Annotated in this window: 14 protein-coding genes and 2 pseudogenes; 3 read left to right on the top strand and 13 right to left on the bottom strand. The window is 69.9% G+C overall.

All coding sequences use genetic code 11. The features are described 5' to 3' along the window. Positions 1-229: 229 nt before the first annotated feature. Positions 230-1,090, top strand: coding sequence for a DUF4394 domain-containing protein (locus tag FSYMDG_RS11955; protein WP_013873734.1), 861 nt, complete (start codon positions 230-232; stop codon positions 1,088-1,090). A 112-nt stretch (positions 1,091-1,202) separates the two neighbouring features. Here FSYMDG_RS11955 and FSYMDG_RS11950 read toward each other — a convergent pair. The 9 genes and pseudogenes from FSYMDG_RS11950 to FSYMDG_RS11910 all read right to left on the bottom strand — a co-directional run bounded on the left by FSYMDG_RS11950 (position 1,203) and on the right by FSYMDG_RS11910 (position 10,180). Next, positions 1,203-2,074: pseudogene (locus tag FSYMDG_RS11950) on the bottom strand (DUF72 domain-containing protein). 99 nt (positions 2,075-2,173) lie between these two features. Beyond that, complete coding sequence (locus FSYMDG_RS11945) at positions 2,174-2,482, bottom strand: DUF1876 domain-containing protein (protein WP_013873732.1); 309 nt, start codon at positions 2,480-2,482, stop codon at positions 2,174-2,176. 342 nt (positions 2,483-2,824) lie between these two features. After that, the gene (locus FSYMDG_RS11940; RefSeq protein ID WP_013873731.1) at positions 2,825-3,691 is read right to left on the bottom strand and encodes an ROK family protein; all 867 of its coding nucleotides are present in this window, start codon (positions 3,689-3,691) and stop codon (positions 2,825-2,827) included. Between the two features lie 6 nt (positions 3,692-3,697). After that, a complete protein-coding gene (locus tag FSYMDG_RS11935) occupies positions 3,698-4,792 on the bottom strand; it encodes a hypothetical protein (RefSeq protein WP_013873730.1) in 1,095 nt (364 codons plus the stop codon). Further along, a complete protein-coding gene (locus tag FSYMDG_RS11930) occupies positions 4,789-5,205 on the bottom strand; it encodes a hypothetical protein (RefSeq protein WP_043603547.1) in 417 nt (138 codons plus the stop codon). The genes FSYMDG_RS11935 and FSYMDG_RS11930 overlap by 4 nt, the downstream gene beginning before the upstream one ends. 200 nt (positions 5,206-5,405) lie before the next feature. After that, positions 5,406-6,047, bottom strand: a complete 642-nt coding sequence (locus FSYMDG_RS11925; protein WP_043603544.1) for a hypothetical protein — start codon at positions 6,045-6,047, stop codon at positions 5,406-5,408. Beyond that, entirely contained in the window at positions 6,034-6,909 is an 876-nt protein-coding gene (locus FSYMDG_RS11920) for a phytanoyl-CoA dioxygenase family protein (protein ID WP_013873729.1), read from the bottom strand. Before FSYMDG_RS11920 ends, FSYMDG_RS11925 begins: the two co-directional genes overlap by 14 nt. A 34-nt stretch (positions 6,910-6,943) precedes the next feature. Beyond that, positions 6,944-9,082 (bottom strand): aminotransferase class I/II-fold pyridoxal phosphate-dependent enzyme, encoded by a 2,139-nt coding sequence (locus FSYMDG_RS23115; RefSeq protein ID WP_013873728.1) that lies wholly within the window; start codon positions 9,080-9,082, stop codon positions 6,944-6,946. A gap of 36 nt (positions 9,083-9,118) precedes the next feature. After that, entirely contained in the window at positions 9,119-10,180 is a 1,062-nt protein-coding gene (locus FSYMDG_RS11910) for a radical SAM protein (protein WP_013873727.1), read from the bottom strand. Between the two features lie 139 nt (positions 10,181-10,319). On the opposite strand from FSYMDG_RS11910, the gene tnpC reads away from it, so the two are divergent. Then, positions 10,320-11,756, top strand: a complete 1,437-nt coding sequence (tnpC, locus tag FSYMDG_RS11905) for an IS66 family transposase (RefSeq protein WP_013871651.1) — start codon at positions 10,320-10,322, stop codon at positions 11,754-11,756. 66 nt (positions 11,757-11,822) lie between these two features. Continuing rightward, positions 11,823-12,911, top strand: coding sequence for an IS630 family transposase (locus FSYMDG_RS11900; RefSeq protein WP_013871712.1), 1,089 nt, complete (start codon positions 11,823-11,825; stop codon positions 12,909-12,911). A gap of 319 nt (positions 12,912-13,230) precedes the next feature. On the opposite strand, the pseudogene FSYMDG_RS28410 reads toward FSYMDG_RS11900, so the two are convergent. The 4 genes and pseudogenes from FSYMDG_RS28410 to FSYMDG_RS11870 all read right to left on the bottom strand — a co-directional run. Then, a pseudogene (locus FSYMDG_RS28410) lies at positions 13,231-14,127 on the bottom strand (family 2B encapsulin nanocompartment shell protein); the annotation flags it as partial. Between the two features lie 893 nt (positions 14,128-15,020). After that, complete coding sequence (locus FSYMDG_RS11880) at positions 15,021-17,528, bottom strand: heavy metal translocating P-type ATPase (RefSeq protein WP_013873722.1); 2,508 nt, start codon at positions 17,526-17,528, stop codon at positions 15,021-15,023. 156 nt (positions 17,529-17,684) lie between these two features. Beyond that, positions 17,685-17,906 carry a heavy-metal-associated domain-containing protein gene (locus tag FSYMDG_RS11875; RefSeq protein WP_013873721.1) on the bottom strand — a complete coding sequence of 74 codons (222 nt, stop codon included), beginning with the start codon at positions 17,904-17,906 and terminating at the stop codon, positions 17,685-17,687. Positions 17,907-18,088: 182 nt separating this feature from the next. Beyond that, complete coding sequence (locus FSYMDG_RS11870; protein ID WP_013873720.1) at positions 18,089-18,379, bottom strand: metal-sensitive transcriptional regulator; 291 nt, start codon at positions 18,377-18,379, stop codon at positions 18,089-18,091. Positions 18,380-18,477 lie beyond the last annotated feature (98 nt).

Below are 18,477 nucleotides of genomic sequence, written 5' to 3'. Positions count from 1 at the left end.
TGCTGCTGCTCCTGTTGTCCCGCTCCGGGCGAAGTCACTGTTTGTAGTGTCCTTGTTGGCAGATAGTTGACTTATGGTTGCTCTACGTGTCTACTTCATGTCGTGGTCGGTCAACTACGGAAAGTCGTTACCCGGCCATCTCGTCGCTGTTGAGGCGACGTGTCCCGCAGCGCCGCGCCAGTGCGCGAGCTGCCGGTGCATGAGTTGGCCAAGGAACAAAGGAGCAACTGTGTGTAGGAAGCTGAAAGCGGCGTTCGCCACCGCTGTGCTGGCTGGCAGCCTGGGGGCCGTGCCGTTGCTGTCCGGGCAGGCCGCCGTCGCAGCCCCGGGCGGGGCGGGCTCCAGGCCGTCCAACCTGCAGGCGGTCGGCCTGACCAGCGACGGCAGCAGGCTGGTCCCGTTCTCCGTTCGCTCCCCGCAGCGCGCGGGATCGGGGGTGCCCGTCACCGGGCTCATCGGCCAGGACACCCTGCTCATCGGGATCGACTACCGGCCCCAGGACGGGCTGCTCTACGGCGTGGGCAACGGTGGCGGTGTCTACACGCTGAACACCACCACCGGGGTGGCCACCGGGGTGGCCACCGGCGTGTCCCACCTGGGTGGCCCACCGTCCGGTTTCACCTCTTTCGGCGTTGACTTCAACCCCGTCAACGGCCTGCTGCGCGTCGTCAGTGACTCGAGCCAGAACCTGCACCACGACGTCGTCGCCCATGTGACGAATGCTGACACCCCGTCGTCCGCCCTCGGCGTCACCGCCATCGCCTACACCAACAACGACAGCGACCCGGCGACCGGTACCACGCTGTACGACATCGACACCAACCTCAACCAGCTGGTGATCCAGTCGCCGCCGAACAACGGCACCCTCGCCACGGTCGGCGCCCTCGGCGTAGACCCGGCTCTCAATGCCGGTTTCGACATCTACAGCACGGTCTCCGGAGGCAGCGCCGTCGACGCCACCGGGTTCGCGACGCTGTCGGTCGCCGGGCAGTACGGCCTGTACTCGGTCAACCTGATCACCGGGCACGTCGATCTGATCGGGCAGTTCCCGACCGGAACCGCGATCTCCGACCTGGCCGTGAAGCCGTAACGACAGCTCCCGTCCACGGCTCTTCCCCGTTCGTGGCCCGTTCGCGGCCCCCGGTCGATCACGGACCGGGGGCCGCATCGCGTTTCCGACAGGAAAGGCCCGTCCGTCCTGGTCATCCCCGGTGGATCGCTGTAGTCAACGCTGTTGACGGCACTGGCGCGACGATCTGATCTTCGAAGTGTCCCCGGCCGCGGGTCCTGTCCACCGGGGCGGTCACCGGAACCGCTGGCAGCGACGCCGGTACACGGCTGGTGGGCAGGCCGGCCATGACGGCCATCCGAGCGAACTCGGCCGCGTCGTGGACGGCGGCTCCGCCGTGGTCGTTGTTGAAGTAGACGTAGGCCTCTCCCTCCGGCCAGCACTCGGCGATCCGGCGGATCCAGCTGCTCAGGGCCTGGCGGCCGTACCGGGGGGCGGGGCGGGCACGACCAGCGTGCAGGCGCAGGTAGCCCCAGCCGGCGGGCCGCCACAGCGGTGTGACCGGCCGGCTGCCCCGGTCCGCCCAGCACAGTGCCGTGTCGTGTGCGCGAAGCACACCGTGGACCTCACCGGTCCACCAGCTCGGATGCCGTGGTTCCACGGCCACCCGGACGTCGGACGGGAAGCAGCCCAGGCACGCGTCGAGACGGACGGGATCGGCGCGCAGGTTCGGCGGCAGTTGAAGCAGCACGGGACCGAGCCGGTGGCCGAGACCGGCGGTGTGCGCCAGGAACCGTTCGACGGGCTCGGCCGGGTCCCGAAGGCGTCTGACGTGGGTGAGGAAGCGGCTGGCCTTGACCGCCATGATGAAGTCGGGTGGAGTCTGCTCCCGCCAGCGCGCGAAGACCTCGGGTGCCGGCAGTCGGTAGAAGGCGTTGTTGCACTCCACCGTCGCGAACCGGTCCGCGTAGTACCGCAGCCAGGCACGCCGCGGCACCCCGGCCGGGTAGAGCACCCCCGCCAGTCGGCGTACTGCCATCCGGACGTCCCGACGAGCATCGGCACACGGCCAGCGTGAGGGGGCGATCGAGGACCGCCCCGACGGTCAGGGTCCGCTGGTACCGGCCATGGACGGATCAGGGACGAAGGACGAACGCCCTGACATCATGGACGGACACCCTGATGGTGCTGTGGCATGCGCAGGTGGGCCGTCTGGTGGGTGACAGCCTCGATGTGGCCGGCCGCGACGTCGAGTAGCAGGTGGGCCAGCTCGGACAGGGCGCGGGATGCCGCGACCTCATCGCCGATCTTGGGAATCTCGGCGTCGGCGGGGTGCCGCCGCGCGTGCCCGACGCCCCGCAGCTCGCGTTCGGAGTCCGAACGCGGTCCCGGGCGCAGCGCCGCCTCCGCGCGGGTGTGCCCGTCGTCCTCGGTCAGGAGTACGTCGACCGTCCACCTCTTGGTGTGGATCATGATCGGTCGCCACCTTTCCCAGCAGACAGCCCCCAGTGGGATCTGGATCTCTGGCAGCGCGGGAAAACATGACCGCGTTGCCATGGTCCTTTCAGCCTGGCTCCTCCTAGCCTGGCACGGCTCGACGGCCACCGCGAACGCATCCGTAACCGGCACGGATCTCCAGAGAGGATCTGTCGAAGTATCGCAGTAGTCGTGCGCGGCCCGTGCGGGGAACAGCCTGCCGCTCCCGAACGGTACGGGATGAGGAGGACTGCCTGGTCAGCCGTGCATTCCTCGGAGGGTGTCCGGTACCGGTTGTTGTTCGGTACCGGTTGTCACTAAGCGCGCGAAAGATCAGGGCTAGAGGTACTGGGCGGGCCAGGGGGCGCCCGCGGCTGAGGCTGCGGCCAGCCGGGCGGCGCCTCGGGCCACCACCAGGTCCGGAACCTGGATGCGGGCCACGGTGCAGGCGGCCCAGAGCTCGGGGAGGGTGCGGGCACGGGCGGTGACCAGGGCGGCGTTCCAGTAACCGGGGTAGTTGAGAGTGCCGCCACCCACCCGGAGGACGTCGGGATTGAGGATGTTCAGCAGGGTGGCCATGGCCAGCCCGAAGGCGTCCCCGGCTGCCTCGACGACGCCCCGGATGGCGGGGTTTCCGGCGGCGAGCGCCGCGCGCACCTGGGCCGGGGGCAGACCGGCGGCCTGGACGATCGAGGCGCCGCCGGCCAGTTCGTCGAGCCGGCGTACGCCCCGCGGGGTGGGTACCGGCATGCTGCCGACCTCGCCGGCCCAGCCCCGGCCGCCCCGCACCACCCGACCCTGGTGGAGGTACGCGGAGCCGACGGCGGTGCCGGAGAGCATCACCACGGCGGTCCGGGCGTCACCTATGTCGGCGGCCTCCTCGGCCAGGGCGGCCCGGATGTCGTTGACCAGCAGATGGGGGGCGGCGAGGCCGGCCGGGCCGGGCCAGCCGTTGAGCGCGGGCAGTACGTCGCAGACAGCGACCCGGCCGTCCTCGACCAGCCCGGGGACGGCGATGCCCACTGAGACGGGGGCCAGGCCGTGGTCGGCGAGGAACTTCTCGATGGCCGTGCCGATGCCGCCGGGGGTGGCGCCGGGGCCGGTGGCGACGCGGACGGTCAGGGGCTCGTCATGACCGGGCCGGTGGGCGAGCATGAGGAGCTTGGTGCCGCCGATGTCGATGCCGACGGTGGGGTGGCTTGTCATCGGGGTTCAGTAGACACCTTCCACGGCGGGCTCGCCGTCCGCCTCGGACAGGGGGCGGACGTCGGTCACACCGTCCCAGGGGAACCAGGGATGCGGGCCGGTGCGGCGGGCGGTGTCGCGTTCCAGGAGGTTGGGAAGGAAGAGGTCCTCCAGCAGGGTGGTGGTGAGCACCCGGCCACGCGCCCCCACGGGGACCTCCCGCAGTGGATCGGCGGGGTCCACCACCCGCTGGACGGCCAGGGGCGGGGGGAGGTGGTAGACGCGGGACCCCTCGGGCATCAGGGCGTGGCCCACCAGGGTGTTTCCGTAGGTGTCGATCCAGCGCACGCCCTGGAGGTACTCCTCCTCCAGGAAGCGGATCTCCTCGGCGGAGCAGGAGGTCCCGCCGGTGCACACAGCCTTCACGCCGTGGGCGGCCAGAGGTTCGTCGAACTCGCCGACCAGGGCGAGCAGCAGCTTGGAGGTGGTGAACAGAAGGGAGGGCCGCTGGCGGGCGAGGAGGGTGCGGGTCTGGGCGGTCAGGTGCTGGATGTAGCTGTCGGCACTGCCCTTCGACTGGAGCTCGGACTTCACCCAGCGGGGGTCGAAGTCGATGAAGGCGGCGGATCCGCACCACCGGTCGGCGAGGCGTTCGACGAAGTGGGCGTACTGGTGGGGTCCGCTGGGGGTCATGGCGACGATGTCGCCGCCGTCCAGACCCCGTACCTCCAGCATCACCCGGTAGAGGGTCACCTCGTCGTCGAGCTTGCTGACGTTGACGACCCGGCACGGTTCTCCGGTGGTGCCGCCGGTCTCGAAGACCCGGAAGGGGCGGTGGCGCAGGCCACGCGGGAGGAGGTCACGGGGGCGGGCGGCGCGTAGTTCGTTCTTGTCGAAGAACCCGAACAGCGCGAGGGAGTCGAAGCCGGTGATGTCGCGGAGCGGGTCGAACGGCAGGGTGGCGCGGCGGCGCAGCCAGAACGGTGAGCCGGTCGCCTCGGAGAAATGCCAGTGGATCATCCGGAGCGTCCACTCGTCCAGGCCGTGGCGCAGGGCCGGGAGCCGTTGCGCCATGAGGTCGGCGGGGGTGCGGGTGGTGGGGGGCACGGTGGCTGGGGTCATGCGTCGACTCCTTGGTCGGGCGACAGGCCGCCCGGCATCGTGTGGACGAAGAGTGAACGCTGCTGGACCGCGTCGGCCAGAGCGGGCCCGGCCCGCAGGACGGCGGCGAACGGGAAGGGGAGTTCGCGGCCGAGAAGCGGGTGCGGCGTGTCCGGGGTGCCGGGGTCGGCGAGGCAGATCAGGGTGGGGGCCAGGAAGACCAGCGAGCCGTGCCGGTGGAGCAGCGGACGGGTGGTGACCACCTCGTCGGCGGGCTGGATCAGCCGGTGGGCCAGCTCCGCGATACGGGGCGCCATGACGGGGTCGGGGATCGCGGCCTGCGGATGGGCAGGGTCGGGCGGCTGGATGCCTATGGCGTCCAGCCGGGCTCCGAGAACGCGGGCGACCGGGGCGGGGTCACCGGCGCAGAGCACGGTGCGGACGTTCTTGCAGAACCGGCCGCTGTTGCCGGCGACCAGGGGGGTCAGCCAGTCGGCGGCGGCCTGCGGGTCGTGGTCCGCCGGGACCAGGGCACAGCCCCGGCCGGGGCCGTGCAGGGTGAGGGTGGGCAGGTCGGGGAGCTGGGCGGCGATGCCGTCGCCGCCGTAGATGATCTGACGGTCGGTAAGGGTGATCAGCGTGGGGAGGACCTCGGGGACAGTGGTGTAGCAGGCCAGCCGGCGGCCAACAGGGCCGCCACCATGCGGACAGTGGAGAGCGGTTCCCGGCGGCTGGGACGGATCCAGACCGTTTCGCTGGTCAGTACGGCGTCGAGTACCGAGACCAGACAGGTGAAGGTGTTGGCGGGCAGCGAGACCAGCGTGCGGGTGGCCTGCGGCCCGGGCGGTGGCGTTCCGGCGGGGAGGCTGTCGCGGAGCAGGGTGATCCACTGCTCGGTGAGTGGTTCCGGGAGCCCTGCGACCGAGGCCATCGCTGCCCGGAAACCGGCCGCGTCCTGGTCGCCGAGGCTGCCGATCGGCAGAGTGCCCTGGTCGAAGAGGTCCAGGGCACGGCGTACGATCCGCAGCCGCTGGGTGTGGTCCGGCGGGGGGCCAGGAGGCGTACGGGAGCGCCGGGCATCGGCGGCGATCAGGGCCCGGGGAACCAGTGACAGCCGCCATCCCCCGCCGCCGGGCAGTGGGGCGGAGTCCAGCGAGTCGTACCACTCACCCCGCCGGAACACCGGCACGGTGCCTCCGCCGGGGGCGGCCGGGCCGGCCGGGGCGGCGCCACCGGCAACCGCCGGGGCGTCGGACGATCGGTCAGGCGCCGTCATCGGCGGACCAGGGTCGGGTCCAGCGGCTGTCGGTGCGGGCGCCGTCGAGCTGGAAGCGGAGGTCGGCGGACAGCCGCATCCGGTGGGTGCCGGTGTCCAGAGAGGCGTGGACGATGTGCGGGGTGTGGATGGTCAGGTCTCCGGTGGTGTAGTCGGCCCACAGCCAGCGGCGGGCCGTCCGCTCCGCCGTCCACCGCAGGTCGTGGCTGATCGGACGGGAGTCGTGGGGACGGTCGGTGACGTCGCGCAACGGGTCCAGCTGGTCGGGGGTCAGGGTGTGGGAGCCTTCGAGGTAGATCAGGCCGCCCATCGGCAGCGGGCAGTCGCCGAGCGGGATCCAGGTGGTGAGCAACTGGTCGGTGCCTCTGGTCATGTACTCGTAGTCGGTGTGGGCGCGGGAAGCGCGCAGGGACCCGAGGTAGAAGTGGCGGACGATCTTCCGGGGTAGTAGCTGCGCCGGGCCCTGCAGGAGCGTTTCGGCGAGCCGGCGCAGCACCGGCTGCTCGCTGAACCGCTGGAACTGCGGGGAGCGGACGAAGCTGTGGGCCGGGTGGCCGGGTACTCCGTACTCCCCTGTTCCGGCGGGCACGGTACCCGAGTAGACACCGCTGACCGGTGGTGTTCCCGGGGCGAGGAATCCGGGGTCGAGCTGGGCGAAGTACTGCTCGCGCAGTCGCAGCACCTCGTCCGGGTCGAGGACTCCACGGAGCAGGAGGTGGCCGTCACGGCGCAGCCGCTCGCGGAGCGCGGTGGGCTCGGCGAGCAGGTCGGAGCTGTCCGTCATCGGCACGAAGTAGGTGTCGTTGAAGGGGATGGCCGCTCCGTTGGAGGTCAGCCCACTTACCGGGCGTGCCGTGGTCATCGCGATGTCCGCTCCCTGCGGGGTGGGTGACGGGTCAGCAGAGGTTGGCCAGTTCGGTACGGAGGGCGGCCAGGGTGCGTTGCTGCTGGGCGGGGGTGATCGACGGGTAGAGCGGCAGGCAGATGTGGTGGGCGGCGAACCAGCGGGCCTGCGGAAAGTCCCGGGCCGGCGGGGCACCCTGGGCGGTGAAATACGGCTGCTCGCAGAGCAGGGTGTCGTAGACCTCACCGGCCAGGGCGACACCGTGCCGGGTGCGCAGCCGGGCCTTGAGGGTGGCCCGGTCGACACCGTCCGGCAGGTACGCCAGGTACTTGTAGCCGTTGGCGGTGACCCCGGCCGGGACGTCATAGCGGCGGAGTCCAGGCACCCCGGACAGATGTTCGTCGTACCGGGCGGCGAGCGCCTGCCGGGCCCGGGTCGCCGCGTCGAAGCGCTCCAGTTGGGCGAGACCGATGGCCGCGTGCACCTCGCTCATCCGCCAGTTGCTGCCGGGGCAGTCGTGCAGGCCTGCCTCGTAGGCCACCTTGCCGTGGTCCCGCAGCCGGCGGACGGTGTCCAGTTCGGCGGGGCCGGGGGTGGTCAGGATACCGCCTTCGGCGCTGGTCAGAACCTTGGTCGGGTAGAGCGAGAACGCTCCGTAGGAGCCGAAGGTGCCGGCCGGGGCCCCGTCGAGACGGGAGCCGAAGGCGTGCGCCGCGTCCTCGACCAGCGGGATCCCCCGGGCCCGGCAGGTTTCGGTGACCTGGTGGATCGCGGGGGAGATCACGCCGCCGATGTGGACCACGGCGACGGCCGCCACATCGGGGTGCCGCTCCAGGGCCTGTTCCAGCGATGCGGGGTCCAGCCCCAGGCCGTCGAGCTCCATGTCGACGAAGTCCACGACGGCCCCGGCGCGGACGGCGGCCGCGGCGGTGGCGAAGAAGGTGTTGACCGGGACCAGCACGGTGCGGCCGGCCACCCCGATGGTACGGAAAGCGATCTCCAGCGCGGCCGAGCCGGAGCTGACCGCGACCGCCTCCCGACCCACCCAGGGTTCGGCCCGGGCCTCGAACTCGGCGACCTGCGGGCCGAGGGTGAGTGTCCCGGAGGCCAGCGCCTCGTCGACCCGGTCCGTCACCTCCCGGCGGGCCGCGACGTCGAACCGGAGCCGTAGCGCGGGCACCGGTACGGCGGGCCGGACAGCGTTCTTGCCGAGGGCGTCGAGGAAGAAGGCGGTGGCACGTTCGGGATCGGTGGCGTGGCCCATGGGCAGGCCGAGAATCTCCAGCCGGTGTTGGGCGGAGCCCAGCGCGTAGGCCTTGCGGAGCTGTTCGGCGGCCGACTCGGTGTCCTGACGGCTCAGCGTCGGGTCGATGGTGCCGTACTGGACCTGGAGTGGTGCCGGGCAGAGAGCGGCGTAGAGGTCGGGCAGGTCGGCATGGCGCAGGATGCCCGGGAGCATGGCCACCGGGTTGCCGCTGAGGAGTTCGCCGTGGAGCAGCGGGTAGCTGCCGAGGTGGCTGGCGGCGCAGAGCGGGAGTGGTTCGCCGTCCTGCAGCAGGGCGGTGTGCAGGGCGACGGCGGCGCCCAGGCTGTGGCCGAACAGCCCGATCCGCTCCGGGTCGGCGTCCGGGTGCCCGCGCAGCCAGCCGAGCGCGCCGAGGGCGTCCTCGACCAGCGCGCCCAGCAGCGGCTGGCTACCGAGGCTGAACGCCTGGGTGAGGACCGCGGCCTCGTCCCGGCCGGAGAGCAGGGCGGCTGGCAGGCCGCCGTCGAGTCCATAGTCGACGGTGAGGGTGAGCAGTCCGGCCCGGGCCAGCCGCTCAGCGATGTTGCGGTCCGGGTGATCGGGCGGCTTCAACCCGGTGACCTGCTCCAGGACCGCCCGCCGGCCCGGGCTGACCAGTACCGCCGGCCGAGGACGGGGCGGTCCGGAGGGCGCCAGCAGCACCGCCCGGATGCCGTCCCGCGCAGGGGAACGAAGCTCGTACCGCTCGACCCGGAGCCCCGGCAGCTCCCCGGTGGTCCGCCGCATGGTTTCCAGCGGGGTGACGGAGCCGGGGTCGACGTGGGCGAGCCGAGCGACGGCGGAGCGGATCCGCCGGTTCTGGCCGGCCGGGTCGGTCCGCTCGGACGACGTGTGACGCAGCGCGGTTTCATCGGCGAACCTGCGTCGTAGCCGGGAACTCTGCACGGGCGATCCTTACAGTCGATCAGACGGAGCGGGTGGTCAGACGAAGTCGGCGTGCAGGGTGGCGGGGACCTCGACGCGGTAGGAATCGAGCGCGTCGTCCAGGTGGATCTTCCCGCGCCGGAGCCACTCCAGGAGTTCGTTCTGCGGCCGGTAGAAGCAGGACTTGTACAGATCGGTGCGCTGTGGGTTGGATTCCTCCCACGAGGCCCGCCTTCCGCCCTCGAGTATCTGTAGGTATCCTTCCTTCAGCACGTTCCCGATCAGATAGCGGCTGTTGAGGTGCACCTGCGGGCAGGGATACAGATTTCCGTCGGCGCCGACGGCGGTGACGAAACGGCTGTAGTGGCATTTTTCGAAGTCGCCCTCGACCTCCTCCACCTGGTCCATGGGGCCCCGATCGAGTTTGGGTACTGAAACCTCGAAATCTGTTGTCGCCATCTCCGCCGCGTCGTTCAACCCGGCTGTGATATCGGCCATCATGGTCTTGATCGTGTCGTGTCCGAGGCCACTGTAGAACTCGGGCTCGAAGCGCACGTAGTGGGCGCCTGAGTCATGTGCGAGTCGGGCCGCCTGGCGGATTTCGCGGTAGTTCTGGGCGGTGATGACGAAGTTGAATCCGATGCGGAAATCCGGGTCGACGGCGGCGGCGCGTAGCCGGCCCGGCGACTCCAGAAATGTCCCGAAGGTGCCGTCACGGTCGTGGGTGATGTCGTTGAAGGTCTTCTCGGTGCCGGCGTTGAGGCCGATCCGGACCCAGGTGTGGGTCTCGGCCACGCATTCCCTGATGCCCGGGTGGGTCAGCCGGGACCCGTTGGTGATCAGCCCGATCCGCAGCCCGGCCGCGGCCGCGGCGCGGGTGATCTGCTGGTAGCCCGGATGGATCGTGCATTCGCCGCTGCCGCAGAAGGTGACCGCCCGGCCGCCGGTGGCGGCGAACTCGTGCATGAGCCTGACGGCGGCATCGGTTTTTATCGAGTCCTTGAAGGAGAACAGGTCGTAGAAGTTGCAGAATTTGCATCGCATGTTGCAGGCGCCCATGATGCCGATCCGCATGTGGATCGGGCGGATCTCCTCGCCGTTCACGAATTTACGGACCATTTCTTCGTGTGCCAGAACCGTAACTGGTCAGGTCTGGTAGATCGTTTGTTTTTGGTTTCCCGGCTGGCTGGGACTCCTCGATGGCCTGAAGGCCCGGGTCGTTGGTGCTGTGTGGTTGATCGGGCCGTAGGGTCCGGGTGTGTCGGATGGTCCGCCCGCGTCGCCGCCGGTGCCGTCGTATGACGAGCTCGCGGCGCTGGTGGTGAGTCTGCGGGCGCAGCTGGTCGAGACCGCTGCGGCGTTGGAACAGGCGCGGGTGCGGATCGCCGAGCTGGAAGCTCAGGTCGCGAAGAACTCGCGGAACTCGGCGAAGCCACCGAGTTCGGACGGGCTGGCGAAACCGCCACCGAAGTCGCTGCGGAAGAAGACCGGCCGCAGGCCCGGTGGGCAGGGCGGGCATCCGGGATCGACGCTGCGGATGCTCGCTGAGCCTGATGTGCGCCTGCGGCATGAGCCGGGGCCGTGTGCGGGGTGCGGGGCGGGGCTTGCGGGCCGGCCTGTGACCCGGACCGAACGGCGGCAGGTGTTCGACCTGCCCGAACTACGTCCGCATGTGGTCGAACATCAGCTCATCGAGCGGGAGTGCGGCTGCGGGACGCGGACGAAGGCGGCGGCACCGGCCGGGGTGGACGCGCCGGTGCAGTACGGGCCGCGGGTGGCCGCGGCGGTGGTCTACCTGTATTCCGGTCAGTTCCTGTCGCAGGAGCGGACCGCGACCGCGCTGGCCGAGCTGGTTGGGATCCCGATCTCGGCGGGCACGGTCGGTGCGATGACCGCCCGTGCCGCCGCCGGACTCGACGGCTTCCGTGACACCGTCCGGGGTCTGCTGGCCGCCGCCGACGTGATCGGGGCCGATGAGACGGGGCTGCGGGTCGCCGGGAAACTGCACTGGGTGCACTGCGCCCGCACCGACAAGTACACGCTGATCGACTGCCATGCCACCCGCGGCAGCGGCGGGATCGACGCCCTCGGGGTGCTTCCCGCCTTCGGTGGGGTGGTGGTCCACGACGCCTGGGCCCCCTACGACAGCTACACCGGCGCCACCCACCAGCTGTGCGTCGCTCACGTGCTGCGCGAACTACAGGCCGTCGTCGACGCGGCCCCGACGGGAACCTGGTGCTGGGCCGCCCAGGCAGGCGACGCGCTCGTCGCCCTGCACCGCCTCGCCGTCGACGCCGCCACTACCGGCGTCACCATCGACGAGCAGGCACCGGCCACCCAGACCCGGCAGCTGCGCCACGCCGCTCACATCGGGATCAGCCAGACCTCGCCGCGCGGCACGAAACTCATGGCCGCCCGCCATGCCCTGGCCTGCCGGCTCGTCGACCGCGAAGCCGACTACCTTCGGTTCACCCGCGACTGGCGGGTTCCCGCGGACAACAACGGCTCCGAACGCGACATCCGCATGATCAAACTACGGCAGAAGGTATCCGGCTGCCTACGCACGCTCACCGGCGCCCGCCAGTTCTGCGCGATCCGCAGCTACCTGTCCACCGCCACCAAACACGGCATCAGCCTGTTCGACGCTCTCGTCCAACTTGCCGAGGGCCGTCCCTGGATGCCCGCGATCAGCTAACTCAAGATCAAAAACTACCTGACTAGTGTCCTGAGTCGTTGATTCGTGTGCAGATAGAATGGGCTGGTGCCTGGCCCGAGCGCGGATCCCATCGAGTTGTCGTCTGCTGAGCGTGCGGTGCTGGAGGGCTGGGCCCGACGGCGGAAGACCGCGCAGGCGCTGGCGTTGCGCTCGCGGATCGTGCTGGCCTGCGCGGACGGTGGGACGAACTCGGGGGTCGCGGCCGAGCTCGGGATCACCCGGGGAACGGTCGCGAAATGGCGGGAGCGGTTCGCGGTCGACCGGCTGGAGGGCCTGTCAGACGAGGCACGTCCGGGAGCGCCTCGGAAGGTCACCGACGCCCAGGTCGAGGCGGTGATCGCGAGGACGTTGGAGGAGAAGCCACCGAACGGCGATACCCATTGGACATCGCGGTCGATGGCGAGGGCCAGTGGGCTGTCGCAGTCGACGGTGTCACGGATGTGGCGGGCGTTCGGGTTGAAGCCGCATCTGGTCGAGACGTGGAAGCTGTCCACCGACCCGCTGTTCGTGGACAAGGTCCGTGACGTGGTCGGGGTCTACCTCGACCCGCCGGAGAAGGCGATCGTGCTCTGCGTCGACGAAAAGTCGCAGGTGCAAGCTTTGGATCGCACGGCACCGGTGCTGCCCCTGATGCCGGGTACCCCGCAGCGGATGACCCACGACTACGTCCGCCATGGCACGACCAGCCTGTTCGCCGCGCTCGACCCGACGTCCGGGTCGGTGATCGCGCAGACCTTCCGGCGGCACCGTCACCAGGAGTTCCTGCGCTTCCTCAAGCTGATCGACTCCTCGGTCCCGAAGGGCTACGACCTGCACCTGGTCCTGGACAACTACGCCACCCACAAGACCCCGGCGGTGAAGAACTGGCTGCTGCGCCACCCCCGCTTCCACCTGCACTTCACCCCGACCTCGGCGTCGTGGATGAACCTGGTCGAGCGCTGGTTCGCGGAGCTGACCACCCGCAAGCTGCGCCGATCGACGCACCGCTCGGTCGTCGAACTCGAAGCCGACATCCGCCGATGGATCAACGCCTGGAACAAGGACCCGAAGCCGTTCGTCTGGGCCAAGACCGCCGACGAGATCCTCGAGACCCTCGCCGCCTACTGCCAGCGAATCAACGACTCAGGACACTAGTTACCCAGAACCTTGGTGGGGGCGTGCGCCTGGTCCAGGGAGACCACCGGTATTCCTTCGGGGTTTTTCGGCAGTGCCGAGTCGTGCGGCGATGCGGACTGTTCCTGGCCCATGGCGAGTTCCTTTCGTAGGTGACGGACGGTCAAAATATCTGTCTACGCTATGATCCACCCTGATGTGCTGACATGCGGGTTTTCAAGATGACCATTTTCTGTGTTGAAGCTCCGGCAGTCCTCCGTCGATCCTGCGTCGACACCGAATCCCGAAGATCCAGGGTTCTGCCGGCCGCATCTGTGGCATGTCCGATTCCGGCGCGGTGTCCGATCTCGACGTTCTCGAGGATGCCGAGGGCGTCGGGGACGGAGTAGTAGGCGCTGACGAGGTAGGAGATGATGGCTTTTTCGTTGATGCCCGTGAAGCGGACGTTCAGGCTGGGCTGGACCTCGTCGGGGATACCGGCGTGGTGTGGGCCGATACACCCTGCGCCTCCTCGCCGACGCGGACCGCCAGGATGGATGTGCTCCGGGTGGTGGTGATGGGATTTTGTCGCTGGGGAGGATGGGGCCGCCGCGCCAGGCGGATATGCGGTGGCCGGCGATGTCGACGCTCCGTGGGTAGAGGCCGCGGCGGTTGGCCTCCCGGCCGAACGCGGCGATCGCCCGGGGATGCGCGAGAATGAACTGCGGATTCTTCCACACCGTGGCCAGCGGTTCGTCGAGGTCGTCGGGGGTGGGCGGGCCGGTGCGGATGTGGATGCGTTGTTTGAGGTCGGCGTTGTGGAGGAGGTCGAAGCCGCGGTTGTTGAATAGTTCGTGTTCCTGGCGTTCGTGGAGGGCTTCGATGGTGAGGCGGAGTTGCTGTTCGAGCTGGTTGTTGGGTTCGTTGTGGAGGTCGGCGACGCGGCTGTGGACGCGCAGGATGGTCTGGGCGACGCTGAGTTCGTATTCGCGGGGGGCGAGTTCATAGTCGACGAAGGTGCCGGGGAGGTCGGGTTCGCCGTGGTGGCCAGCGGTGAGGTCGATAGCGGCTTTGCCGTATTTGTTCTGGGCTGGTCGGGGCGGGTGCGGTACTGGTCGAGGATTTCTTGGAAGGCGCTGCGGGGGAGGGTGAGGATGGTGGTCGCGGTGGCGGCGGTGGTGTATTGCCAGGTGCTGTCGGAGCCAGTGAGGGTGTCCTCGCCGAAGTAGTCTCCGTCGGCGAGGACGCCGAGGGTGGTCGCCGCTGCTGTCGGCGGCTGATGCCACTGGCTCTGTCACCGCATCTACCACCAATCTCTGATCCTGCAACCGGTCGCTCTTCCCTCACCGGGGCTACCGTCTGACGGCTGAGGTCGGCGAGCGATCGTGATGAACGGTCGCGGCGCACAGGGGGTGGCTGCCTGCCTGTTCGTAGGCGGCCATGAGTTGTTCATGACGATTTGGTGCGGTGAGTGCGCGCCAAATATTAACTGGTTCGCGTGAGATTCACAACTGATTCGTCTTCCCCTGCTGTCGCGTACCAACCGTGATGGCCAGGTGGTTACCGGCGGTGGTGGCGATTCTGCCGGCCGAGGCTTCCGACAACGGCATGAATGCTTTCCGGACGGCGCGGGTGGCCTGCGGTCACCAGGATTTCCCGCAGGCCGGCGACGACGTGCGGTGAAAAGCACGGTGAAAGGTGACGCGGTACCGGCCCGCGGCCTGGCCGCGGCGGACCGTACGGCCCGGTCCCAGGTGTTGGCCGATATCATGCGGACCGGGCTCGCGGCGGTCCTCCCATATGTTCCGACCCGGCGGCCCGGCAGGTGGTTCACCAGGTCGGGACGGGTGTCGAGGACGGCCGTCCGCCACGGGGCGCCGCTACCGGACCTGCGGTGACAATGGCCGGCGGGGTATCCGGCCGCAGCCGTCCTCCGACTTCCGTCAAGCCGGTATTGTATTCGCTGAAACGACATGGCCGGTTTTCCGGCGATAATTCACCGGTATCCGTCCAGCGGATTGTTCAGCGAATTTTCCGGCGGTCGCCGGGGTCGTTCACGGAACGGACGGTACTGGCTTCGAGCCGTCACAATTTCTACTACTTTCCGTAGTCATCCCGCTTTGATCTTCGATGAGATGTTGCGGAAAGTAGTTAATCTTTCTCTCCGGTGGAGCTGCTACCGAGCGTCACGGTGCTATCCCCGCCGGCCGGGTCGCCACTCCGCGCCGCTCGGCCGGTGGGGCGGAAGCGGCGCAGCCGCAGCGAGTTGGAGACGACGAACACGGAGCTCAGCGCCATGGCCGCACCGGCGATCATGGGGTTGAGCAGGCCGGCGGCGGCCAACGGAAGGGCGACGACGTTGTAGGCGAAGGCCCAGAACAGGTTGCCCTTGATGGTGGCCAGGGTGCGCCGGGACAGCCGGATGGCGTCCACGGCCGCGCCGAGATCCCCGCGGACGAGGGTGATGTCACCCGCCTCGATCGCGGTGTCCGTCCCGGTCCCCACGGCCAGGCCCAGATCGGCGCGGGCGAGCGCGGCGGCGTCGTTGACCCCGTCCCCGACCATCGCGACGACCCGGCCCCGCGCCTGCAGCCGGGCGACGACGTCGACCTTGTCCGTGGGCAGTGCCTCGGCGATCACCTCGTCGATGCCGGCCTGCGCGGCAACCGCGTGGGCGGCTCGGGCGTTGTCACCGGTGAGCAGGACCGGTGCCAGGCCGAGGCCACGCAGCCGGCGGACCGCGTCCGCGCTGCCGGGCCGGAGAGTGTCGGCGACGACGAGCACCGCGCGGGCGGCGCCGTCCCAGCCGGCGAACACCGGCGTACGGCCGTCCCGTTCGGCGGCCTGGGCTGCCTGCTCGAGCTCGTCGGGGATGTGCAGCGACCACTCCTCGAGCAGGCGACGGCGACCAGTGACGATCTTCTGGTCGTCCACCGTCCCCCGCACACCGAAGCCGTCGACGCTGCTGAAGTCCTCGACGTCCGGCAGTTCGCCGAGCCGTTCCCGTGCCCCGTGGGCGATCGCCCACGCGATCGGGTGCCCGCTGGCCGCCTCGACCGCGCCGACCAGCCGCAGCACCTCGTCGACGCCGGCCTGCGCACCATCGGTGCCGGTACCAGTACTGCTGGTGCCGGTATCAGTGCGGTCAGGGCTGGCGGCGCCGGTGCCGGCTGTAACGACCGCCAGCAGGCTCATCCGCCCGGTGGTCAGCGTCCCGGTCTTGTCCAGGACGACGGTGTCCACCCGCCGGGTCGATTCCAGTACCTCCGGCCCTTTGATCAGGATGCCGAGCTGGGCGCCACGGCCGCTGCCGACGAGCAGCGCGGTGGGGGTCGCCAGGCCGAGCGCGCACGGGCAGGCGACGATCAGCACGGCCACCGCGGCCGTGAACGCTGCCGTCGGCCCCTCGCCGAGAGCGAGCCACACCGCGAGGGTGACGGCCGCGAGGCCGATCACGATCGGGACGAACACGGCCGACACCCGGTCGGCGAGCCGCTGGATCGCGGCCTTGCCGCTCTGCGCCTCGACGACCAGTTTCGCGATCTGCGCGAGCTGGGTGTCCGCGCCCACCCGGGTGGCCCGGACCACCAGCCGACCGTCGGTGTTCACGGTGGCGCCGGTGACCGTGTCACCCACGCCGACCTCGACCGGCACCGACTCGCCGGTGAGCATGCTCGCGTCCACCGCGCAACCGCCCTGCTCCACGACCCCGTCGGTGGCGATCTTCTCGCCTGGGCGCACCACGAAGCGGTCGCCCACGGCCAGCTGTTCAATGCCGATCCGCAGCTCCTGGCCGTTCCGCAGGACCGTCACGTTCCTGGCGCCCAGTTCGAGCAGCGCCCGCAGCGCGGCGCCGGCCCGCCGCTTGGCGCGCGCCTCGAAGAAGCGTCCGGTGAGGATGAGCGTCGTCACCACGGCGGCGACCTCGAGGTAGATGCTGTCCGTGCCGCTGCCCCGGTCGGCGGCTGGCCCGGAGGGCATGCCCGTCATGCCCGTCATGCCCGTCATCCCCGCGTGGCCGGAAGACGCATGGCCGAAGAACAGGGCGTACAGCGACCAGCCGAACGCCGCGAGCGTGCCGATGGAGATCAGCGTGTCCATGGTCGCCGCGCCGTGGCGCAGGTTCGTCCACGCCGCCCGGTGGAACGGCAGACCGCCCCACAGTACGACCGGGGTGGCCAGCGCCAGCGACAGCCACTGCCAGTTGTCGAACTGCCACGGCGGCACCATGGCGAGCAGCAGCACCGGCAGGCTCAGCAGACTGGAGACGATCAGCCGTAGCCGCTGCGGGTCGACCCGCTCCGCCCGCTCGGTCGCGGGGGCGGCCCGGCCCGTTTCCGCGGCCCCTTCCCGGCCCGTCACCGTTGGGGCCTCGTCCGCCGGGACGGCCCGTGGCGGCTGTGGCCGCTGGGGTACCTGCGGTGGCTGGGCGCGGTAGCCGATCCGGTGCACCTCGGTGACCAGGTCGGCCGCGGTGAGTCGGTCGGGGTAGACGACATGCGCCCGCTCGGTGGCGTAGTTGACGGTGGCGGTCACACCCTCGAGCCGATTGAGCCGCTTCTCGATGCGCGCCGCGCAGGACGCGCAGGTCATCCCGCTGATCGACAGATCGATCTTGTGGACGCCCGAGGGCGGCGCGGCATCCGCGGTCACGCTCATCGCGGTCGTTCCTCCGTTCCGGCTGGCCGGCCCGCCTCGTCGAGGTGCGGTGGCTCGTCCCCCGACGCGTCCGGCCGATGCCGCTGGTCCTACCGGTTGGGTTCTTCGCCAGCCGGCTTCTTCCTGGCCGGCTGGCCCGCTGTTGGCTGTGCCCCGCTACCGGCTGGCGGCGGGGCTGGCGAGTTCGTAACCGGCCTCGTCCACGGCGACTCGGACAGCGGTCTCCGCCAGCGGCTGTTCACTGATCACCGTTACCGCGCCGCTGCCCAGGTCCACCTGGACGTCACTGACGCCCGGGATCCGGCCGATCTCGGTGCTCACCGCGCCGACACAGTGCGAGCAGCTCATGCCGACAACGGTGTAGGTGGTCGTGGTCACAGCTGGTCCTTCCAGAAGAAACGATCGATTTCGGGGTGTGCCTGGCGTCGTCGGCGGTGCACAGCCACGTCCCTTCCGTGGCCCGTGACGCCTCTCGTCGTCCACGCCGGGAGTTTGTCGGACGTGGGACGAGCGCCGGGCGCGGTGGACGCGTGATCATGTCGTCGTGTTGTCGTGGGCGCTCAGGAGCGGAGCAGGCGGGCGATCGCGTCCGAGGCCTCCCGTACCTTCTGGTCGGCCTCCTCGCCGCCGGCTGCCGCCGCCTGCACGAGGCAGTGCGCCATGTGCGCGTCGAGCAGGCCGAGCGCGACCGAGCGTAGCGCTTTCGTCGCTGCCGAGACCTGCGTCAGGATGTCGATGCAGTACTGTTCCTGCTCGACCATCCGTTGCAGGCCGCGGATCTGGCCCTCGATGCGCCGCAGCCGCTTGAGGTAGTCGTCCTTGTCGCCGATGTAGCCGTGGCCCGCGCCCATCCGCACCTCCAGCCCCCATACCCTCCAGGGGTATCTACGACGGTGCCGACTCTATACCCTTAGGGGGTACCGGTAAAGCCGCAACGCCCGCGTCGCGA

The sequence above is a fragment of the Candidatus Protofrankia datiscae genome, assembly GCF_000177615.2.
In the GTDB taxonomy this organism is placed as follows: Bacteria; Actinomycetota; Actinomycetes; order Frankiales; family Frankiaceae; genus Protofrankia; species Protofrankia coriariae.
This window is presented reverse-complemented; position numbering and strand designations above follow the sequence as displayed.